The sequence below is a fragment of the Rhizobium leguminosarum genome (genome assembly GCF_010668065.1).
In the GTDB taxonomy this organism is placed as follows: domain Bacteria; phylum Pseudomonadota; class Alphaproteobacteria; order Rhizobiales; family Rhizobiaceae; genus Rhizobium; species Rhizobium leguminosarum_S.
Genome location: NZ_WUEN01000001.1, coordinates 840,642 through 859,558, shown reverse-complemented (window position 1 = coordinate 859,558; position 18,917 = coordinate 840,642). Strand labels below are relative to the sequence as shown.

The window sequence follows — 18,917 nt, the reverse complement described above, 5'->3', positions numbered from 1 at the left end:
AAAAAAGCGGCGGCGGCCTGTGTTGAGGCCGCCGCCGTCGATCCGTCGCTTATTTCTTGGCGAGGAACTTCTGCTGCGCCTTGGTGAGGTATTCGGCCCACTGGTCGGCCAGATCCTTCGCCGAGATATCGCCGAGCAATGCCTGCTGCGAGGTCTTGATCGCCAGCGAATCCTTGAAGAAGGCGAATTCCTCGAGGTAGGTCGGCATGACTGTTGGTACCGTGTTCGGGTCCGCCAGTTCCTCGAACCAGCCCTTGAACTGGTCACCGGCATAGAAGGGATCCTTCTCGGCCGCCGTATAGGCCGGCAGGGCGCCGATGCGCTTGTTCCACTCGATATTGCCTTCCGGCCCTTCGAGGGTAGCAATCAGCTTCCAGGAGAGGTCCTTGTTGCCGCTGGTCGTGAACATCGACCATCCGCCATAGCCGATCGTCGGGAAGGACTTGCCGTCGGGACCCTTCGGCAGCGGCATGACGCCGAAATCCTCCTTCTTCATGCGCTCAGCGATGGCGATCAACGCATCCGGATCCTGGTCGAGGAAAGCGCAGGTGCCGGAATAGAAGCCGGCGACGACTTCGTTGAAGCCCCAGTTGACGCTGTCCTTCGGCGCATAGCCCTTCTTGTAGAGATCGACCATCCATTCGATGCCCTTGGCCCAGCCGGGGCTGTTCATCGTCGAGGTTCCGTCGTCGTTGAAATACTTGTTTGAGCCGGCCATCGAGGCGGCGAAGATCATCCAGCCATTGAGGCCGCCCGCTCCGCCGCGCATGCAGTAGCCGTATTTGCCGGACAGTTTGGAAACCTTCTCCGAAGCGGCGGTGAATTCTTCCATCGTCTTCGGCGGCGCGGCGACGCCGGCTTCGGCAAGCAGCTTCTTGTTGTAGAACATCGCCCTGAGATAGAAGCCGTAGGGCAGCATATAGGCGGTGTTCTTGACGTCGCGGCCGAGTTCGAGCGCGCGCGGCGTCAGCTCCTTGGTGTGCTCCCACTTTTCGAGGTAGGGCTCCAGGCTCTCGAGCATGCCGTTATTGGCATAGAGCGACAGCCAGGTATCGGGCATCTCCATCACATCGGGCACGTCGCCGGCAGACACCATGGTCGCGAACTTCTGGAACGCTTCGTTCCAGGGCAGCGAGATGATGTCGACCTTGGTGCCGGGATTGGCGGCTTCGAATTTGCCGACGATCGATTTCAGCGTTTCGGTGCGCTCCGGGCTGGTGATGACTTCGACAAGCTTGAGCGTCGTATCGGCAAAGGCCGTACCCGCCATCATCGAAGCAAAGAGCGTCGAGATTATTAGCTTTTTCATGCTCAGTTCCCCCTTATTAGGTTTCTCTCGGGTTTCAGGATTGTGAGGCGGCGGCGAGCGCCTCCTCGATGTCTCTCCACAGAGCCTCGGTTCCTTCGAGGCCGACATGGAGACGTACGGATCGCGCATGGATGCCGAAGGCATGTGCGGAATTCGGCTGTGCCTTCTGCTGAAGCACCACCTCGCCCGGTACGATCAGGCTTTCATGTCCACCCCAGCTTACGCCCAGTTTGAAGAGCTTGAGGTGATCGGCGAAGGTGCGGATATCGACGCCGTCGCGGAATATGAAGGAAAACAGGCCCGAGGTGCCGTTGAGCCCGGCGGGCAGACGGTTGGCGAGCCCCGGATGGCAGACCGTCTCCACCACGTCGAGCTTCTGCAGGCGCCTAGCGATTTCGAGGCCGGATGCCTCATGAGCCCGCATGCGCAGCGGCAGCGTGCGCAACCCGCGGATCAAGAGCCAGGCGTCGAACGGCGAAAGCTTGCCGCCGAGATAGGGATAGGCTTCGGCCTTGACGCGCGCGATCATCGCCTTCGAGCCGGCGATGACGCCCGCCACCACATCGCTGTGGCCACCGAGATATTTCGAGGCCGAATGGATGACGAGATCGACGCCGAGCGTCAGCGGCCGCTGGAAGAACGGGCTCGCCCAGCTGTTATCGATCATCGAGACGACGCCGTGTTGTCTGGCGATTGCTGCGAGCGCACCGACGTCATGGGCCTCCATCACCCAGCTCGTCGGGCTTTCCATGTAGAAGAGCTTGGCGCCGGGCAGCGCCTTGGCGACCGCCTCCTCGTCGCGCCCGTCGACATAGGTCACCTCAATCTTCATCCGCTTCAGGATGGTGCCGAACAGGCGGAAGGCATCGGGATAGACGTGCTTGACGGCAACGATGCGGTCGCCCGGCTCGACGAAGCTTAAGACCGCCGACGAGATCGCCGCCATGCCGCTGGCAAAACCCAGTGCGTCCTCGGCACCTTCGAGCTTGGCCAGCATTTCCTCGAAGGCACGTACCGTCGGGTTCAGGCCGCGCGTGTAGATTGGCCGCACCTTCTCGCCGCGGTAGGAGGCGATCATGTCGTCATAATCGGAAAAAGTGAAAAGCGACGTCTGGAAAATCGGCGGCACGACGGCGTCGGCGAAGTTGCCTTCGTCATGCGCGGTGATGAGGGAAGCAAGATCGAACGGTTCAGAGCCGTTGCTCATTTGGACATTTCCTTGATGTCTTCCTCGACGATATCGAGAATTTTCAATGTTTCAGCACGCGCCGCCTCGGGATCCCCGGCAGCGATCGCGTTAAAAAGGGTGCGGTGAAAGGGAAAGGACCGGCGCGCGAAATCCTGCCGGTCGAACGGATGCTCCCAGAAGCGCTCGAAGGTCTCGCGCATCTGCTCGAGAAGCTGCCGAAATAGCGGATTATGGGTGGCGTCGTAGACGGCGAGGTGGAAGGCCAGATCCTCCGGCCCGGAGGTGCCTTTCTCCAAGTGCACACGCTCCATCGCATTCAGCTTTTCCTCGATGACGACGAGGTCCGTGCTCGTGCGCTGCCGTGCCGCGACCATGCCGGCCTCGCATTCGATGCCGCGGCGAACCTCCAGCGTCTGCAGCAGCACGTCGCGCAGATGAACCGTGTCGAGCGACAGCGGCATGTGGATTGTCGCCCTGGACACCGGTTTCAGCAGATAGGTGCCGCTGCCCTTGCGCGTCTCGATGACGCCGAGCGCCTGGAAGTGGCGGATCGCTTCGCGAATGGTCGAGCGGCCGACGGCAAGGGCTGCCATCAGTTCGCGCTCGGCCGGCAAACGGTCGCCCGCCTTCAACCTGGCTTCCTCGACATAATCCGCCAGCGCATCGGTGACCTGACGCGCGCGGTCCATGACCGGAAGCGGCCGGATCACCGGCCTGTCGCTGCTGTTTGCCTTCATGGTTCCCCATTTTCTTATCAGGCAGCCGACCTTTAGAATTGGTCTGACATCTTAGCATTTCTCAAAGAGCGAAAGACGTCAAGGGGTGTTTGTTCACAGGTTGGCCCGCCGTTCCACAATTCCCTTTGCACCTCCGAAATGGTCTCAAAGCACATGATCCGATGTCCTTCATCGGTCACGAGAGACCTCGACACGCGATGTGGCTGGCCGCAGTGGAACCGCCTCTCTGTTCAGGTGTTCCTCTCGACCAGCAGGGAGCTTTCAAATGACCTACGTCGCATCGCCAAGCTACGACCGTAACGACGCCAGCCGCGCTTCGAACCTCCGCCAGTGTCTCGAGACTGCCAGACGCCGCCTCGATGAGATTTCGCACAACTCGGAAACTGAGAAAATTGAAACGCTCGTGGCTTCCGCCATCGAGGCGGGTTGGGAAGAGGATGAAGTGCGCGAGGCACTGAGCGCCGGCGACGAGCAAGGAAACAAGATGCCGGAGCACAAACCACCCGTCCCAACGATCGGCGTGGTCCCTTCGTCATCTCTCTGACAAGTGGCGGACGCTAGCGCAGTCCGGGCCAGCGGCGGGATTTCCATGTATCCCGCCGTGTAATCACCTGTGCGGGTAGTGTTGGCCAATCGCCACCACTCTGGCCCCGAGTAGGGGTCCGTCAGACGTGCTCAAGAAGCAAGAAGACCCGTCCAACCCTCCGGCGTGATCCTCTTTCCAGCAAACCATCTGACTGTGGCCTGACAATCGGCGGCACCGACCTAGTTAGTCACCGACGGTCGGGGATGGCGGCCGTCGGGCCTTGACAACTCGAAATCAACGACAAGAGGATAAGTTGATGAAAAGGACGTTTCTATATTATTGCGCTTTGATATCTGCGCTGGCGGCGATGACGGCTTCCGTTGTCGGCGCACCCGCTCTTGCCGAAGAGTTTGTTGCTTCGCAGAGCAAGACGGTCGTCGAAACCCAGAAGGGCAGTCTCGTCGGCGCACTCGACGATGGCATCTACAGCTATCTTGGCGTCCCCTATGCACATGCCGACCGCTTCATGCCGGCGGAAGAGGTCGCGCCTTGGAAAGGCATCCGTCCCGCAGTCACCTATGGTGAGAACTGCTTCATCCCTCGAATGAAGGAAGTGGCCGGCGACGAACTCTTCAATCCGCATCGTTATCTGCCGATGAGCGAAGCCTGCCAGTTCCTGAACATCTGGACGCCAGCGATCAAGGACGGAAAGAAACGGCCGGTCATGGTCTGGATCCATGGGGGCGGCTTCACCAATGGCTCCGGCATCGAATTGACCTCGTATGACGGCCATAATCTGAGCAAGGACGGCGATGTCGTCGTCGTCACCCTCAACCACCGGCTCAACGTGCTCGGCTTCCTCGATCTTTCCGCTTACGGAGAGAAATTCAAACGTTCGGGCAATGCCAGCGTCACCGATCTCGTCGCTGCGCTGAAATGGGTCCACGACAATGCCGAGGCCTTTGGCGGCGATCCCGGTAACGTGACGATTTTCGGCCAGTCCGGCGGTGGCTACAAGGTGCGCGCCCTGATGGGGACGCCGTCAGCGAAGGGCCTCTTCCAGAAGGCCATCGTCCAGAGCGGCTCCCGGACCGATTCTGTCATCGATCAGGCGTCCGCGCGGAAGGTGGCCGAACTGACGCTCGCCAATCTCGGTCTCAAGGCCGGCGAAATCGACAAGCTTGCCGACGCGGACTATTACGATCTCCTTGCCGCTGCCGACAAGGCCATCAAGGACGCGACCGCCCAAGGCGCGAAGGACGCCCGATACGCACCCGTTCAGGACGGCGACTACATTCCAGCGAACCCGGTCGGGACAGAGTGGGTCGACCAGGCCAAGGACATTCCGCTGATGGTCGGAAACACCCTCAACGAATTCGAGACGGTGATCGGCCACAAGGCGGGCGAGCTTCTTGCCGACAACAAAAATAACTGGGACGAAGACAAGTCTGAGGCCAAGCTGAAGGAGCGCTTCGCCGACAAATCCGACGCGGTCGGCAAGGCATTCATGGCGGCCTACCCCGAGAAGAAGATCGCCGACGCCTATTTCCTCGACCTGCGCTTCCGGCCAGGAGCCATCCGTGATCTCGACCTGAAGGCAAAGCAGAACGGGGCTCCGGTCTACTCCTACATGTTCGCCTACGAGTCACCGGTCCTGGATGGCATTGCCATGGCCTGGCATTGTGCGGAACTGCCCTACGTGTTTGCCAACGCCGGTCTGGTCAAGACGTCGACCGGCGGTGGCAGCGACGCGCTCGCGCTTTCCCGGAAGGTGAGCCAGGCTTGGGTCAACTTCGCGCGCAACGGCAAACCGAGCGCCGAGGGCTTGCCCGACTGGCCGGCCTACACAACCGACAAACCAGCGACCATGGTTCTCGACAAGGAGTCCCGCGTGGCGGTCGATCTCGATCGCAAGCTGCTGCAGGCAGCAGGCGCTCTCTAGCGTTAATTGCGGGATTGGACATACGGCGCCGGACGACATCGACCCGGCCGGCGCCGGCAGCGACATTTGCTGGCCGCGGTCAGCCATCGACATCGGCTGAAATCGTCACCTCCTTGAAGGCGTCGAGGGTAGCCAGCCGCTCGACCAGCGCCTTGCGGATCGAGGCATAGCTGCCGGCGCCAAGTGCCAGCCGCTTCGGAGCCGAGTGTTGTTCGGCAGCCTCGATCATCGCCTGCGCCATCTTGACGGGGTCACCCTTGGCCTCGAACCTGCCTTCGGCGATGGCGCGGCGGATTTCGCCGGCCGGCGTCGCGTCATAGGCTTCCATCGGCTGCGGCGCGACCAGGCCGCGCCCGAAATCGGTCAGCGCAGGACCTGGCTCAGCAATGATGAATTCGATGCCGAAGGGGGCGACTTCCTGCGAAACCGCTTCGATGAAGCCTTCGATGCCCCATTTGGTCGCATGGTAAAGGCTGAAATTCGGATAGGCGATCTGCCCGCCTTCCGAAGATACCTGCAGGATGCGGCCGCCACCCTGCGCCCGTATATGCGGCAGCGCTGCCCGGATCACCTGGATCGAGCCGATCAGGTTGGTATCGATCTGATGGCGGATCTGTTCGTCGCTCACCTCCTCCGCGGCACCGAACAGGCCGTAGCCGGCATTGCTGACCACGACGTCGATCCGGCCCATCGCTCCAAAAGCCGCGTCGACGACCTCGCGCACCGCCCCATCATCGCTGACGTCAAGCGTCGCGATCCAGAGGTTCTCGCCGTAATGCGACTTCAGATCGTCGAGCGCTTCCGGCCTGCGCACTGTCGCCGCGACGCGATCACCGCGCGCCAGCAGTTTTTCGGTCATGATGCGCCCGAAACCGGAGGAGGCGCCTGTTATCATCCATGTCTTTGCCATTGTCCTTACCTTTCATGCCGCGGGATTGCGGCTGCTCTTGAAGGTAAAGATAGATAAGGCTATTCCTGCTTCCATCCGTCGAATGCTGTATGAGTTGGTGAATTTTAGCCATGAATTACAAGCCGACCCTTGCCGATCTCAGAGCCTTGTTTGCCATCGTCACCCATCGCAGCTTCCGCAAAGCCGCTGACGAGTTGGGTCTGTCGCCTTCGACGCTCAGCCATATGATGCGTTCGCTCGAAGCAAATATGGGCGTTCGGCTTCTCAACCGGACGACCCGCAGCGTCGCGGCGACGGAAGCCGGCGAGCGTCTCGTCACCCGTCTGACGCCACTGTTCAGGGATTTCGATCTGGCGCTCGAGGAGGTCAACGAATTCCGTGGCCGCCCCAGCGGCACATTGCGGATCAACACTAGCGAGATCGCCGCACGAGTGCTGCTCGATGCCGCCGTCCCGACCTTTCTCACACGCTATCCCGACATGTCGCTCGATCTCGTCACCGACAATCGGCTGATCGATGTCGTTGCCGACGGTTTCGATGCCGGCATAAGGCTTCGCGAGGCGGTGCCGCTCGATATGATCGCGGTGGAATTCGGCGGCGATACCCGCTTTGTTGCCGTCGCTTCGCCGGCCTATCTCGCGACGCATCCGGCGCCGCAGACACCGGACGAACTAAAGACCCATGCCTGTATCCGTTTCCGGCTGCCAAGCGGCAAGCTCTTCCGCTGGGAGTTCGAAAAACACGGTCACGAGCTTGTCGTCGACGTTCCGGGCGTGCTGACGCTCGACCATGTCGAGCTGATGGCGCAGGCGGCGGCAAAGGGGCTCGGCATCGCCTATGTCTCGGATCGCACGGCGCGGCCTTTTCTCGAAAGTGGCGCGCTCGTCACCGTGCTGGACGACTGGTGTCCCGCCATTCCAGGCCTCTGTCTCTATTATCCCGGCCACCGTCACGTGCCGCAGGGTTTGCGGGCTTTCATCACCGTGCTGACCGAGGTCGAGCGTCACGGCCGATAGCCGCCTTCAGAATGTTTCGATCCGGGAGTTGATCCAACGAACAAAGAGTGAGGCAGGCGGGGCGAGCCGCTCGAAACTGCGCGCGACCAGCCAGTAGGCGCCGTGGGCAACGGCAAGGTCGGACAGGCGAAGCAATCGGCCCGCCCTGATCTCTTCCTCGGCGAAGATATCGTCCATCAGCGCTATGCCCTGCCCGCGCAGGACGGCCTGCATGACCAGCCCACCATCGGCATAGACCGGCCCGCGCGCGGTTTCCGGCATGGCGATGCATGCCGCCTCGAACCAGCGGAACCACACGTCGCGGGTCTCCTCATGCAACAGCGTATGACGGAGCATGTCTTCCGGACGGTCGATCGCAGGCCCTGCCTTGAGCAGCGCGGGTGCGGCGACCGGCACCATCCTGACATCGGCGAGATGCCCGCTCTCCGTCCTCGGCCATGCGGTCACGCTGGCGCTGTGGCGGATGCCGATCTCGGCCTGCCCGCCCCGGAACTCGATCAGGCGCGAATCGGCGTCGATCGTCACGTCGATCTCAGGATGCCGTTCCCGAAACTCCGGCAGGCGGGGAACGAGCCAGCACGCCGCGAAGGAAGGCTCCACGCTGATCGTCACCGCTGCCGTCGCCGGCCGGCTGCGGATTTCTTCCAGGCATTCGTCGATCCGGTCGAAGGATAACGTCAGGATCGCCAGCAGCCGGTTGCCCGAGTCGGTCAGATGGACGCCGCGATGGCGGCGCTCGAAGAGCGCTTCGCCCAGCAACGTCTCCAGCTCGCGGATCTGCCGGCTGACCGCCGCCTGCGAGATGAACAGCTCCTGCGCCGCCAGCGTGAAGCTTTCGAGGCGGCCGGCGACCTCGAAACTCCGCAAAGCCGTCAATGGCAGGCGTCCGCGCTTCATCCATAACCTCAAGTCATTCGAGGCCGACGATAAGCTCGTTTGAAGGCGCGAGGCAAGGGGAGGCATATGATCGCGAAGGATAGATATCGATGCGCAAGCGGATATTCGAGATCATATTGAACGCCATCCGGCTGGTGACGTTTCAGTCTTGGCCAGGTGAAAGCGCCGGCCGAAGTGACGACGGCGACAGCACCCATTGTCGCCATGACATCAGCCCGCAACCGGTTCCAGATCGATCAGCGCCTTGATCGGCAGGTGGTCGGAGGCGATACGCGCCAGCGGCGTATCATGCGCTTCCACCTCCGAAATAATCCCCTTGCGGTTGGCGATGATCCGGTCGAGCGCCAGAAGCGGCAGGCCGGCGGGGAAACTCGGGACGGCGGGCGGCAGCGGTCCGAAGGCGGATTGGAAGGTGTTGAGCGAAGAACGGTCGCCGAGCCGCCATTCGTTGAGGTCGCCGAGCAGGATGGTCGGCATCTCGTGCCTGTCGTTGATCAGTTCGACCAGCATGCGGGCCTGCTGGGCTCTGCTATGGCGCAGCAGCCCGAAATGCGCGGCGATGATGCGCAGCACCCCGCCCTTCTCGAGTTCGATCTCGGCAACGAGCGCGCCGCGCGGCTCCAGCCCCGGCAGCTTGACCTGATGCACGTCATGCACCAGCCCCTTCTTGAAGAGCACGACATTGCCATGCCAGCCATGCGCCTTCGCCATGCCGGCAACCGGCACCGCGATCAGCCCCGTCTCCCGCTCCAGCCGTCCGAGATCGAGAATGCCCGTGCGCTCGCCAAAGCGCGTGTCGGCCTCCTGCAGCGCGATCACGTCGGCGCCGATTTCATGGATCACCCGGCTGGTGCGCTCCGGATCGAAGCGGCGGTCGGTGCCGATGCACTTGTGCACGTTATAGGAGGCGATCAGCGTTCCCGCACTGGGCGGCCTTGCCTCCGTATAGGCTGCGTCGAGCCGCTTTTTCCTGCTCCTGATCGAGGCGAGAATGCTGGCGGGAAGGCTGTCTTTTCTGGCGTGCATCGGCAGGCGCACTTGTTCCGTTGATCGAAAAGGCTTGTCTCAGCAGTATAGGCAGGCAAGCCGGACTTGCCACGTCCGATCACAAAAAATCCTTCAGAGATAGGGCGACCCCAGCCATAGCACCTTCTCGAGCAGCCGCACCGCGAAGGGTCGCGCCTGCAGCCCGTCAAGCGTCACCGGCGTTGCCGTTTTCAGCGTTTCCTCGATATGCTCGTCGATCTCGGCGGCGAAGCCCTCGTTCAGCACTTCGAGATCGACTTCGAAATTCAGCCGCAGCGAGCGCGGGTCGAGATTGGAAGAGCCGACATAGGCCCAGGTGCCGTCGATCGTCAGCAGCTTCGAATGGCTGAAGCTGCCGGTGGAGCGCCAGATGCGGCAGTAGTTCTTGAGGATCTGGTCGAATTGCGCCGTCATCGCCCGATCGACCAGCACGAGGTTGTTGACCGCCGGCACGACGATATCGACTTCGACGCCGCGCCGCGCTGCCGTCACCAGGGCGCTGATGAGTTCACGGTCCGGCAGGAAATACGGCGACATGATGCGGATCGATTGGCGCGCCACGGAAAAGGCGCCCATCAGCATCTTGTGGTTGGTCTCGACGCTGCGGTCCGGGCCGGAGGCGACGACGCGCATCAGAATGGGATCGCCGGGGCTGCGCTGCGGCGGTTCGATGCGCCAGGGCTCGTCGTTCAACAATTCCTGCGTGGAGAAGCGCCAGTCTTCGGCGGCGAGATCGAAGAGGTCGGCGACGACAGGACCGGTGACGCTGAAATGCGTGTCGCGAGCAAAGCTCTCGCCCGTCGCCTCCTCGCTGAAGCCCGCCCTGATGTTCATCCCGCCAGTCAGCGCAATTGTCCCGTCGACGATCAGGATCTTGCGGTGGGTACGCAGATTGGCATAGGGCAGGCGCAAGCCCATGATGACGTTGCCGTTGAAGACGGCAACGGTGACGCCGCCTTCCCTCAGATGGCCAAGAATGCTCGGCACCGAATAACGCGCGCCGACCGCGTCGATCAGCACCCGGACCTCCACACCGCGCCTGACCGCCGCAACCAGCGCATCGGCGATGCGAAGGCCGACCGCGTCGCGGTCGAAGATATAGGTTTCGAGCAGGATGCTGCGCGTCGCCTCGTCGATGTTTGATTTCATCGCCGCATAGGCCTCGTCGCCGGTCTCCAGCATGTCGATCGTATTGCCTGAAGTCAGCGGATTGCGCGTCACCCGGTCGCCCAGCGTCTGCAGCGCCGCAAAGCGGCGGCCGAACTGACTGATCACCGTCTCTGCCTCGGCGTCGAAGGTCTCCAACTCGTCGAATTCGGCTGCAAGCAGCAGCGCGTCGCGGCGGACACTCAACGACTTGCGGCGGATGCGGTTGATGCCGGCAATCGCATAGAGCACCGCGCCGATGATCGGAGACAGGATGATGACGCCGACCCAGCCGATCGCGGCACGCACTTCCTCCTTGGTCATGGCCGCATGGATCGCCGCCGCGGCCCCCATGGCGATCGAGACGACAAAGAGGATATGCGGCCAGTAGGTCGACAGGAGATAGAGCATCGCTGGCGAATATAGCCGCGAAACGCCGGCGTTCAATCACGCCGCCGCTCTCCCATGACGTGAAATTTTTCGTCGTGACCATTTTGCCGGCCCGGGACCGCGCGAATACGCCGCAAGCTATCCGCCTCCTGCCCATTTCGCCATCATGAACATCGCTGCAAATGTCGGTCCGGCCTTGGCGTTCGAAGTCGCGGATGCCGACAGCATTGCCGAACTCCGGCATCAGGCCGAAGGCTGCACTCGTTGTGGTCGTGACGCTCGGCGCAAGCGCGCGTTATGCGCTGCTCGGTCCGAGGGTGAAGCTGACGCCGGAGCGCGGCCATATCCTCTATCCGGCAAACCGTCCGCCTGTCCTGGTCACCATCCACCCCTCCTATCTGCTGCGTATCCGCGACAAGGAAGATCAGCGCCGGGATTTCGTCTCAGATCTGCACAAGGCGGCGGAGTTTCGGCCCCCAGTGAAGGCCGATTCTCAACCTTAATATGCTGCGATGCGAAATATTTCCGGTTGCGGCGCGATTTCGCTTGAAAGAGCCCCCCTCCTCTGGAACCATCCAAGCAGTATCGCGTTCGAACGACGGCATCATGTGACTGGAGATCAGCGATGGCAGAAACTCGGGAAGAGTGGATCAAAAAACGTGCATACACCCTCTGGGAAGAAGAGGGTTATCCGACAGGGCGAGAATCCATCCATTGGGAACAGGCACGAGACGAGCGCGACGCGCTTGAGGGCTCGGCTGCGTCTTCCAAGGGCAAAGAGGTCAAGCCCAAGGCGAAGCGCACTGCGACGGGCGCCAAGACGAATGGCGTGGTCACGCCGGCGCCGAAGCGCACCGCGAGCCGCAAGACCGCGTCCTGAACACTAGAATACTGAGCATCTCAATTAAAAAGGGCGTCGTCTCGACGCCCTTGATCCCTTTTTGTCACATGCCTGAATTGGTTGTGCGATATTAAATTGCAGGGGTGGGCTTCCATGCGGGGGTGAACAGAGGCCGGATGACGCTGCAAGCTTTGAGGCTTTCAAAAAAAGTTGAGCCCTGCCCCGATAGCCGGGAACAAGAGCATCCCATGGCTGTTTATGGCGAAACAGGGGAAGTTGCCATGAACGACGGCCGTATCGAAATCCTCTGCTTAGCCAGAAACCGCGCTTCGATCGCGATCGTGTGAGGGATGGAGATGTCACTCCTCGTCATCGCCGCACTGCTCTACCTCGGTCTCGCGCTCGGGTTCATCCTTGTCGTCGACAATCTCGTCGGACTGGTTTTTCGCGATCCGCGCGCGCCGGTTCAGCTGGTCTCCGTCTACATCGGCCGCGCCTTTGCCGCATCGCAAAAACTCTATCGAAAATAACAGCTCGCAGGCGCCGTCCGCAGACTGCTAAAAGTGTTGAACACCCGGCAGTTAAGGATATTTCGACCGCGCCCTTTCCCTCCCATCGGAAGCCTCTATGTTGACGGTTTGGAAGGGCTGAACCCCGAGGTGGCCGATCACCCCGGCGCGGCTGACGACAAGAAAGCGATTTTGAATGGGAAGCGTCGGGAACGGCTGGCCGAGAGGCGGCGGCGAAATCGGCGAATTGTTACGGCATCCGGCTTTCCACGCCGTCGGTCTCGGTCCGGTCGAAAGCTGGCCTGCGTCTCTCAAGCATATCGCCGAAATGGTGTTGAATTCCCGCCAGCCCAAATTCGTCGCCTGGGGTCCGGATCTCGCTTTTCTCTACAATGACGCCTATGTGCCGGTTTTCCCGGAGCGGCATCCCGATGCACTCGGACGACCCTTCCGCGAGGTCTGGGCGGATATCTGGGAACAGTTCTCGCCGATCGTCGCCAGCACGCTGGAAGGCAGTTCGCAGCTCTTCAAAGAGCTGCTCATCCCGATGCGCCGCGACGGCCGTACCGAGGACACCTGGTTCACCTTCTCATACACCCCGCTGCGCGACGAGGACGGCAAGGTCGCCGGCATCCTCTGCGCGGCCCTTGATGTCAGCGACCAGGTGTCGGCCAAGCGCGGCGAACAGAACGCGCTGGAAGAACTGCGTGCAAAATCCGAAGCGCTTGCGGTCGTCAACCAGGCGGGTGCGGCGATCACCGCCGAGCCCAGTGTCGAGCGCCTCACCCAGATTGTCGTCGATGCCGGCGTGATGCTGACCGGCGCGGAATTCGGCGCCTTCATCTACAATGTCGATGATGGCGAGGGCGGCAGCTACATGCTCTATGCGCTCGCCGGCGTCGATCGGAAGAACTTCGAGAAATTCCCGATGCCGCGCAATACCAAGGTCTTCGCGCCGACCTTCAACGGCGAAGGCATCGTGCGCTCCGACGACATCCTGCTCGACCCGCGCTACGGGCAGAATGCGCCGCATGCAGGCATGCCGAAGGGGCATCTTCCGGTCAGGAGCTATCTTGCCGTGCCGGTGAAATCTCGCGACGGCAGCGTCATCGGCGGCTTGTTTTTCGGTCACGGCCAGCCCGGCCGTTTTTCGCAAGCGGCCGAGGCGAGCCTCGTCAGCCTCGCCGGCCAATCGGCCGTCGCGATCGACAATATCCGGCTCTTCCGCGCCGCCAAAGTCGAAATCGACCAGCGCCGCGACATGGAAGATCAGTTGCGGAAACTCAACGAAATGCTCGAGGTCCGCGTCGCGGCCGAGATTGCCGAACGCCAGCAGGCCGAAGCAGCACTCCAGCAGTCGCAGAAGATGGAATCGATCGGCAAGCTCACCGGCGGCGTTGCCCATGACTTCAACAATCTGCTGCAGGTGATCTCAGGCAATCTGCAGCTTCTCGGCAAGGACGTGGCAGACAGCGGCCGGGGCAAGGAACGCATTTCCAACGCGCTTGCCGCCGTCGAACGCGGCTCGCGGCTGGCAAGCCAGTTGCTCGCCTTCGGTCGCCGCCAGCCGCTGGAACCGAAGGTCATCAACATCGGCCGTCTCGTCACCGGCATGGACGACATGCTGCGCCGCGCGCTCGGCGAGGAGATCGAAGTCGAGACCATGGTCTCCGGCGGCCTCTGGAACACCTTCGCCGATCCGATCCAGATCGAAAACGCACTGCTCAACCTTGCGATCAACTCCCGCGACGCAATGGATGGCGCCGGCAGGCTGACGATCGAGGTCGGCAACGCCTTCCTCGACGATTCCTACAGCCGCATCCATCCTGAAGTCACCGCCGGCCAATATGTGGTGCTCGCCGTGACCGATACCGGCGCCGGCATGACGCAGGAGGTGATGGAGCAGGCCTTCGAGCCCTTCTTCTCGACGAAACCGGAAGGCAAGGGCACCGGTCTCGGTCTGTCGATGGTCTATGGATTCGTCAAGCAATCCGGCGGCCACGTGAAGATCTACAGCGAGATCGGCGAAGGCACGACCGTCAAGCTCTACCTGACCCGCTCGTTCCGAAGCGAGGATCGGGTCACGGCCGCCGACAGCGTACCGGCCGCCGGGGGCACGGAAACCATCCTTGTCGCCGAGGACGACGAGGGCGTGCGCACCACCGTCGTCGAGATGCTGTCAGATCTCGGCTACTACGTGTTGAAGGCCAAGGATGCGCAAAGCGCGCTCACCGTGATCGAAAGCGGCGCCCATATCGACCTGCTCTTTACCGATGTCGTCATGCCCGGGCCGTTGCGGAGCCCGGAGCTTGCGCGCATGGCGCGCGAGCGTCTGCCTGACATCGCCGTGCTCTATACATCGGGCTATACCGAAAATTCGATCGTCCATGGCGGCCGGCTCGATCCCGGTCTCGAGCTGCTCTCGAAGCCCTATACGCGCGAGGAACTCGCCCGCAAGATCCGCCACGTGCTTACTATCAGGACGCAACGCCGCCAAGGGGCGGGCGATGCTGCGGTGGCCGTTGCCAAACACGCAGAGATCGCCCGCGAAAAGCTGAAGCTGCTGCTTGTGGAGGACGACGCCTTCATCCGCATGGATACTGCCGAAATTCTGCAGGAACTCGGCTATGACGTCATCGAAGCTGATAGCGGCGAACGGGGCGTGGAAATCCTCGGACACACCATCGTCGACATCATCGTCGCCGATGTCGGCCTGCCCGGCATGTCGGGTCAGGTCTTTGCCGCCAAGGCGCGCGAGGCCTTTCCGTCGGTCGGCCTGGTCTTTGCCACCGGCAACAGCAGCCTGCCGGATGCAAACCGTCTCCCCGGTTCGGTGCTGCTGCCGAAACCTTTCAGCAGCACGGCGCTCGACCAGGCGGTCAAGAACGCCGTCCAGCAGCGGCCTGGCGCTTAAGCCGGTCACGGAAACACGGTAACTTTTGCTTCATGCGTCGGCGCGGTCGAACTCGGGATATTTGCGCATCAGATCCACCTCGCTGGTGCAGCTGTCGTCGCGCGCCGTCAGTTCGATCGAGATCGTGTCGGCAGGACCGAGACGGCCATTATCGTGATGATTGCCATCGTCGTGATGGCTGCCACCATCGTGATAGACGGGAATGCGCGCGCCGCTCTGAGTGACCAGCACGGCATCCCGCTCGAAGCCCCTCTGCAGCAGCCAGTCACGCGGCGCCATCAGGCGGATGTCGACCTCGTAAGAACGTCCCTTCCCTTGATTGAGGCTGACGGTATAGGTGACCGGCGATACCTGGCCGTTCACGTCGATCGCGCCGTTTCCATCGGCTTTGACGATGTGTTTTTCCATGTTCTCGGCTCCTTCTTATGTGCGGCCCGTGTTCAGGCTTTCCCATCGGAAACCTGATAAAATCGGCTTTTGTTCCCAAATCCGGGGCTTGCAAGCCATGCCCGCGGCCGGAACTTTTGGGCTCCGTACCGGTTCAATCCCTTTGCAGACCGACCGCCAACCAAGGATCGACAGCCGGTGGCTTGCCACCGACCGCATCCGGCAAAAGGATTTTCGACATGGCCAAATCGAAGAAGAAATGGTCGCAGGACGTCACCGAACACAGCGATGCGATGGACCTGAAGGAAGGCGTGTTCAAATCGGACGATCCGAAGAAGATCGCCCGCTCCGTCAAGCACTCCGCCAAGGAGAGCGATCGCCGCAAGTCGAGCCCTTATCGTGCCGCCATGTCGATGCTGACCTTCTACATCAACCGCGCCGGCGACCAACTGACGAAAAAGCGGCGCGGAACCCTTGAAAAGGCCAAGGACGAACTGCGAAAAGACTTCGGTCGTCAACCGAAGGATTGAGCAGCCATGGCATACGAGCTTTATTATTGGGACGGCATCCAAGGCCGCGGCGAATTTGTGCGGTTGGCGCTGGAAGAAGCCGGCGCCGACTATATCGACGTTACCCGCCAGCCCGGGCGCGGGACCGGAGCCATGATCGACATCATGGAGAGCGAAAGCGAACCGCACATTCCTTTCGCACCGCCCTTCTTGAAGGACGGCGACCTCATCATCCCGCATGTCGCCAATATATTATTTTACCTCGGTCCGAAGCTCGGCCTTGCGCCTGAAGACGAAGGCCTTCGCCATGTCGTCAACGGCCTGCAGCTGACCGTCACCGATTTCGTCGTCGAAGCGCACGATACGCACCACCCGATCGACATGTCGCTCTACTATGAGGACCAGAAGCCAGAGGCAAAAGCCCGCTCGACCGCTTTCATTCGCGACCGCATTCCAAAATTCCTCGGCTATTTCGAGCGTGTGCTGCGACAGAACCCGAAAGGCCCCAACCATATGGTCGGCGATGCGCTCACCTATGTCGACCTCTCGCTCTTCCAGGTGATCGAGGGCCTGAATTACGCCTTTCCGAAAGCCATGACGAAGCGCAAGGTGGAATATCCCGGCCTCTTGGCGCTGCATGATGCGGTGGCGAAACGTCCGAACATCGCCCGATATCTCGCCTCCCCCCGCCGCCTCGCCTTCAACGAGGAAGGGATTTTCAGGCATTATCCTGAACTGGACGGTGCGGGCTGAGTGCTGAGTTAAGAGCCGTTCATTCGAGCGGCATCGCCGCACCGAAGAAATTTCCCCACGGGTCTCTCGGCTGGGTCTCCAATCGCCGCGGCACGTTGCCGAGCGTGAAAGCGGCGGGACCACTCACATCGCTCAATTCTGACCAATCCAACGGCGTCGAAACCGGCGCACCCGACCGCGCCCGCGTCGAATAGGCCGCGACCGCCGTGTTGCCGCGGCCGTTGCGGAGATAATCGATGTAGATATGTCCACCGCGTTTTGCCTTTGTCGCGGTTGCCAGATATTTGTCCGGCGCGTCGGCCGACATGCTTTCGGCCAGCGAATGGGCGAAATCCTTCACATCGGCCCAGCCGGCCTTCGGCGCAAGCGGCGTCACCACATGCAGCCCCTTGCCACCTGACGTCTTGACGAAGGCGGCCAGCCCACGTGCCTCCAGCCGCGCCTTCAACTCAAGCGCTGCTGAAATCACCGCGCTCCACGCCACGTCCTCGCCGGGATCGAGGTCCATGGTGATCATGTCGGGTTTTTCCCAATCGTCGGTCGTTACGCCCCAGGGATGAATTTCGAGCACGGCCGACTGCACCAGCGCCACGAGCCCGTTGAAATCGGCGATGCGCAGCAGCTTTTCGCCGTCCGCATCCTGCGGGTCGGCGATCTCCTCGATATGCGAAATCATGCCCTTCCAGGCATGTTTCTGGAAAAACCGCTGGTGGCTTTTTATCCCGTCCGGCAGACGCAGCAATGCTAAGGGCCGATTGACGACATAAGGCGCCATGAATGGCCAGACCGCCGCATAGTAATCCGCCAGCGCCTGCTTGGTCACGCCCTCGTCCGGCCAGTAGAGCCGGTCGGGATGTGTCAGCGATACATCAGATGCCGGCGGATGTCTGGGGCTCATTCTTCGATCTCGCTTGTGAGGAAATCAAGTAGCCTGTTTTCCTCGGCCCGCAAGCCCCGGAGCGGCTCGCTACCAGTCTCGATCAGAGGATGACCGTTGCCGGCGAGCGCAATGATGGCGGGATGGATATAGCTCGAGCGCGAGATCGCCGGTGTGTTGTGCAACGCCTCGGCCGCCGCTTCCGACATCTGCTTTACCGTCGGCCGGCCGCCACTGAGGATCGCCTCGCGTGCCGCTCCGAAGGCCGCCAGCGATCCGGCCCAGGTGCGGAAGGTCTTCGCCGAAATCGGAATGCCCGATATCTCGGCGAGATAGGCGTTCAACCGTCCGGAATCGATTGGCTTCAGCGTCCCGCTTTCATCCTTCCAGACGAAGAGCTGGCGGCCGGGCAGGTCGGCTATCTCCTCCAGGATCTTCTGCAGCCTGGGATGTTTGAGGCTGCGCTGGACGCGCTTGCCGCCCTTGGCACGGAATTTCAGCTCGATCTGCCCGTCGACGATCTTCAGGTGGCGCTTCAGCAGCGTCGTTGCGCCATAGGTGCCGTTTTCTCTGACATAGGCTTGGTTGCCGACGCGTAGGTGCGCCTCGTCGAGCAGCGTCGTCAAAGCCGCAAGCACGCCGTTGACATCCTCCGCACCGGTGTCGAGATGGCGCAGCACGGTGCGGCGTATCCGAGGCAACGCCCGACCGAACTCGATCAGCTGATGGAATTTTCCCGCGCTTCGGAAGGATTGCCATTCCTTGTGGTAGCGGTATTGCTTGCGCCCGCGCGCATCGAAGCCCGTCGCCTGCAGATGGCCGTTGTCGTAGAGGCAGATCCAGACATTCTCGTAGGCCGGCGGCAGGCCGAGCGCGCCGATGCGCGCCCGCTGCAACTCGTCGGCCAGCGTCGTGCCGTCGGGCATCACATAGCTGAAGCCCTTACCCTTCCTTCGTCTGCGGATGCCTGGTTCGGTATCGCTGACATAGACGAGACCAAGGTCGGTGATGGCTTCGGCATTCATGTTCTCTGCGACCC

Annotated in this window: 19 protein-coding genes and 1 pseudogene; 10 read left to right on the top strand and 10 right to left on the bottom strand. The window is 61.7% G+C overall.

Features of this window, described 5'->3' with window-relative positions; genetic code table 11:
• Positions 1–49: 49 nt before the first annotated feature.
• The 3 genes from GR198_RS03900 to GR198_RS03890 are packed head-to-tail and all read right to left on the bottom strand — an operon-like array spanning position 50 to position 3,235.
• Positions 50–1,309: an ABC transporter substrate-binding protein gene (locus tag GR198_RS03900; RefSeq protein WP_003547731.1), complete on the bottom strand. Its 1,260-nt coding sequence runs from the start codon at positions 1,307–1,309 to the stop codon at positions 50–52.
• A 34-nt stretch (positions 1,310–1,343) separates the two neighbouring features.
• Entirely contained in the window at positions 1,344–2,516 is a 1,173-nt protein-coding gene (locus GR198_RS03895; RefSeq protein ID WP_029874794.1) for a PLP-dependent transferase, read from the bottom strand.
• Positions 2,513–3,235: a FadR/GntR family transcriptional regulator gene (locus GR198_RS03890; RefSeq protein ID WP_029874793.1), complete on the bottom strand. Its 723-nt coding sequence runs from the start codon at positions 3,233–3,235 to the stop codon at positions 2,513–2,515. The genes GR198_RS03895 and GR198_RS03890 overlap by 4 nt, the downstream gene beginning before the upstream one ends.
• Before the next feature lie 265 nt (positions 3,236–3,500).
• Here GR198_RS03890 and GR198_RS03885 point away from each other — a divergent pair, with 265 nt between their 5' ends.
• Entirely contained in the window at positions 3,501–3,779 is a 279-nt protein-coding gene (locus GR198_RS03885) for a hypothetical protein (protein ID WP_164067543.1), read from the top strand.
• Between the two features lie 298 nt (positions 3,780–4,077).
• Entirely contained in the window at positions 4,078–5,703 is a 1,626-nt protein-coding gene (locus GR198_RS03880) for a carboxylesterase/lipase family protein (RefSeq protein ID WP_029872271.1), read from the top strand.
• Positions 5,704–5,782: 79 nt separating this feature from the next.
• Here GR198_RS03880 and GR198_RS03875 read toward each other — a convergent pair whose 3' ends face one another.
• Positions 5,783–6,613: an SDR family oxidoreductase gene (locus GR198_RS03875; protein ID WP_164067541.1), complete on the bottom strand. Its 831-nt coding sequence runs from the start codon at positions 6,611–6,613 to the stop codon at positions 5,783–5,785.
• A gap of 110 nt (positions 6,614–6,723) precedes the next feature.
• On the opposite strand from GR198_RS03875, the gene GR198_RS03870 reads away from it, so the two are divergent.
• A complete protein-coding gene (locus tag GR198_RS03870) occupies positions 6,724–7,629 on the top strand; it encodes a LysR family transcriptional regulator (protein ID WP_029872269.1) in 906 nt (301 codons plus the stop codon).
• A 6-nt stretch (positions 7,630–7,635) separates the two neighbouring features.
• Here the strand turns inward: GR198_RS03870 and GR198_RS03865 are convergent, their stop codons facing one another.
• From GR198_RS03865 to GR198_RS03855, 3 genes are all read right to left on the bottom strand, one after another.
• Positions 7,636–8,526 carry a LysR substrate-binding domain-containing protein gene (locus GR198_RS03865; RefSeq protein WP_029872268.1) on the bottom strand — a complete coding sequence of 297 codons (891 nt, stop codon included), beginning with the start codon at positions 8,524–8,526 and terminating at the stop codon, positions 7,636–7,638.
• 210 nt (positions 8,527–8,736) lie between these two features.
• Entirely contained in the window at positions 8,737–9,552 is an 816-nt protein-coding gene (locus GR198_RS03860; protein ID WP_029872267.1) for an endonuclease/exonuclease/phosphatase family protein, read from the bottom strand.
• A 93-nt stretch (positions 9,553–9,645) separates the two neighbouring features.
• Positions 9,646–11,109, bottom strand: a complete 1,464-nt coding sequence (locus tag GR198_RS03855) for a phospholipase D-like domain-containing protein (RefSeq protein ID WP_029872266.1) — start codon at positions 11,107–11,109, stop codon at positions 9,646–9,648.
• A 145-nt stretch (positions 11,110–11,254) separates the two neighbouring features.
• On the opposite strand from GR198_RS03855, the pseudogene GR198_RS03850 reads away from it, so the two are divergent.
• The 5 genes and pseudogenes from GR198_RS03850 to GR198_RS03840 all read left to right on the top strand — a co-directional run bounded on the left by GR198_RS03850 (position 11,255) and on the right by GR198_RS03840 (position 15,352).
• Positions 11,255–11,591: pseudogene (locus GR198_RS03850) on the top strand (uracil-DNA glycosylase family protein).
• Positions 11,592–11,713: 122 nt separating this feature from the next.
• Positions 11,714–11,968, top strand: coding sequence for a DUF2934 domain-containing protein (locus tag GR198_RS03845; protein WP_029872265.1), 255 nt, complete (start codon positions 11,714–11,716; stop codon positions 11,966–11,968).
• A 137-nt stretch (positions 11,969–12,105) separates the two neighbouring features.
• A complete protein-coding gene (locus tag GR198_RS35280; protein ID WP_172643809.1) occupies positions 12,106–12,276 on the top strand; it encodes a hypothetical protein in 171 nt (56 codons plus the stop codon).
• A 9-nt stretch (positions 12,277–12,285) separates the two neighbouring features.
• A complete protein-coding gene (locus GR198_RS35275; protein ID WP_003548963.1) occupies positions 12,286–12,459 on the top strand; it encodes a hypothetical protein in 174 nt (57 codons plus the stop codon).
• 175 nt (positions 12,460–12,634) lie between these two features.
• Positions 12,635–15,352 carry a hybrid sensor histidine kinase/response regulator gene (locus tag GR198_RS03840; protein WP_164067540.1) on the top strand — a complete coding sequence of 906 codons (2,718 nt, stop codon included), beginning with the start codon at positions 12,635–12,637 and terminating at the stop codon, positions 15,350–15,352.
• A gap of 30 nt (positions 15,353–15,382) precedes the next feature.
• Here GR198_RS03840 and GR198_RS03835 read toward each other — a convergent pair whose 3' ends face one another.
• Complete coding sequence (locus GR198_RS03835; RefSeq protein ID WP_164067537.1) at positions 15,383–15,760, bottom strand: hypothetical protein; 378 nt, start codon at positions 15,758–15,760, stop codon at positions 15,383–15,385.
• A 218-nt stretch (positions 15,761–15,978) separates the two neighbouring features.
• On the opposite strand from GR198_RS03835, the gene GR198_RS03830 reads away from it, so the two are divergent.
• Entirely contained in the window at positions 15,979–16,269 is a 291-nt protein-coding gene (locus GR198_RS03830; RefSeq protein ID WP_029872262.1) for a DUF3175 domain-containing protein, read from the top strand.
• A 6-nt stretch (positions 16,270–16,275) separates the two neighbouring features.
• Positions 16,276–17,001 (top strand): glutathione S-transferase, encoded by a 726-nt coding sequence (locus GR198_RS03825; RefSeq protein ID WP_029872261.1) that lies wholly within the window; start codon positions 16,276–16,278, stop codon positions 16,999–17,001.
• 19 nt (positions 17,002–17,020) lie between these two features.
• On the opposite strand, the gene ligD is transcribed toward GR198_RS03825, so the two are convergent.
• A complete protein-coding gene (gene ligD / locus GR198_RS03820; RefSeq protein WP_029872260.1) occupies positions 17,021–17,899 on the bottom strand; it encodes a non-homologous end-joining DNA ligase in 879 nt (292 codons plus the stop codon).
• Positions 17,896–18,903, bottom strand: a complete 1,008-nt coding sequence (locus GR198_RS03815) for a DNA topoisomerase IB (RefSeq protein ID WP_029872259.1) — start codon at positions 18,901–18,903, stop codon at positions 17,896–17,898. Before GR198_RS03815 ends, ligD begins: the two co-directional genes overlap by 4 nt.
• Positions 18,904–18,917 lie beyond the last annotated feature (14 nt).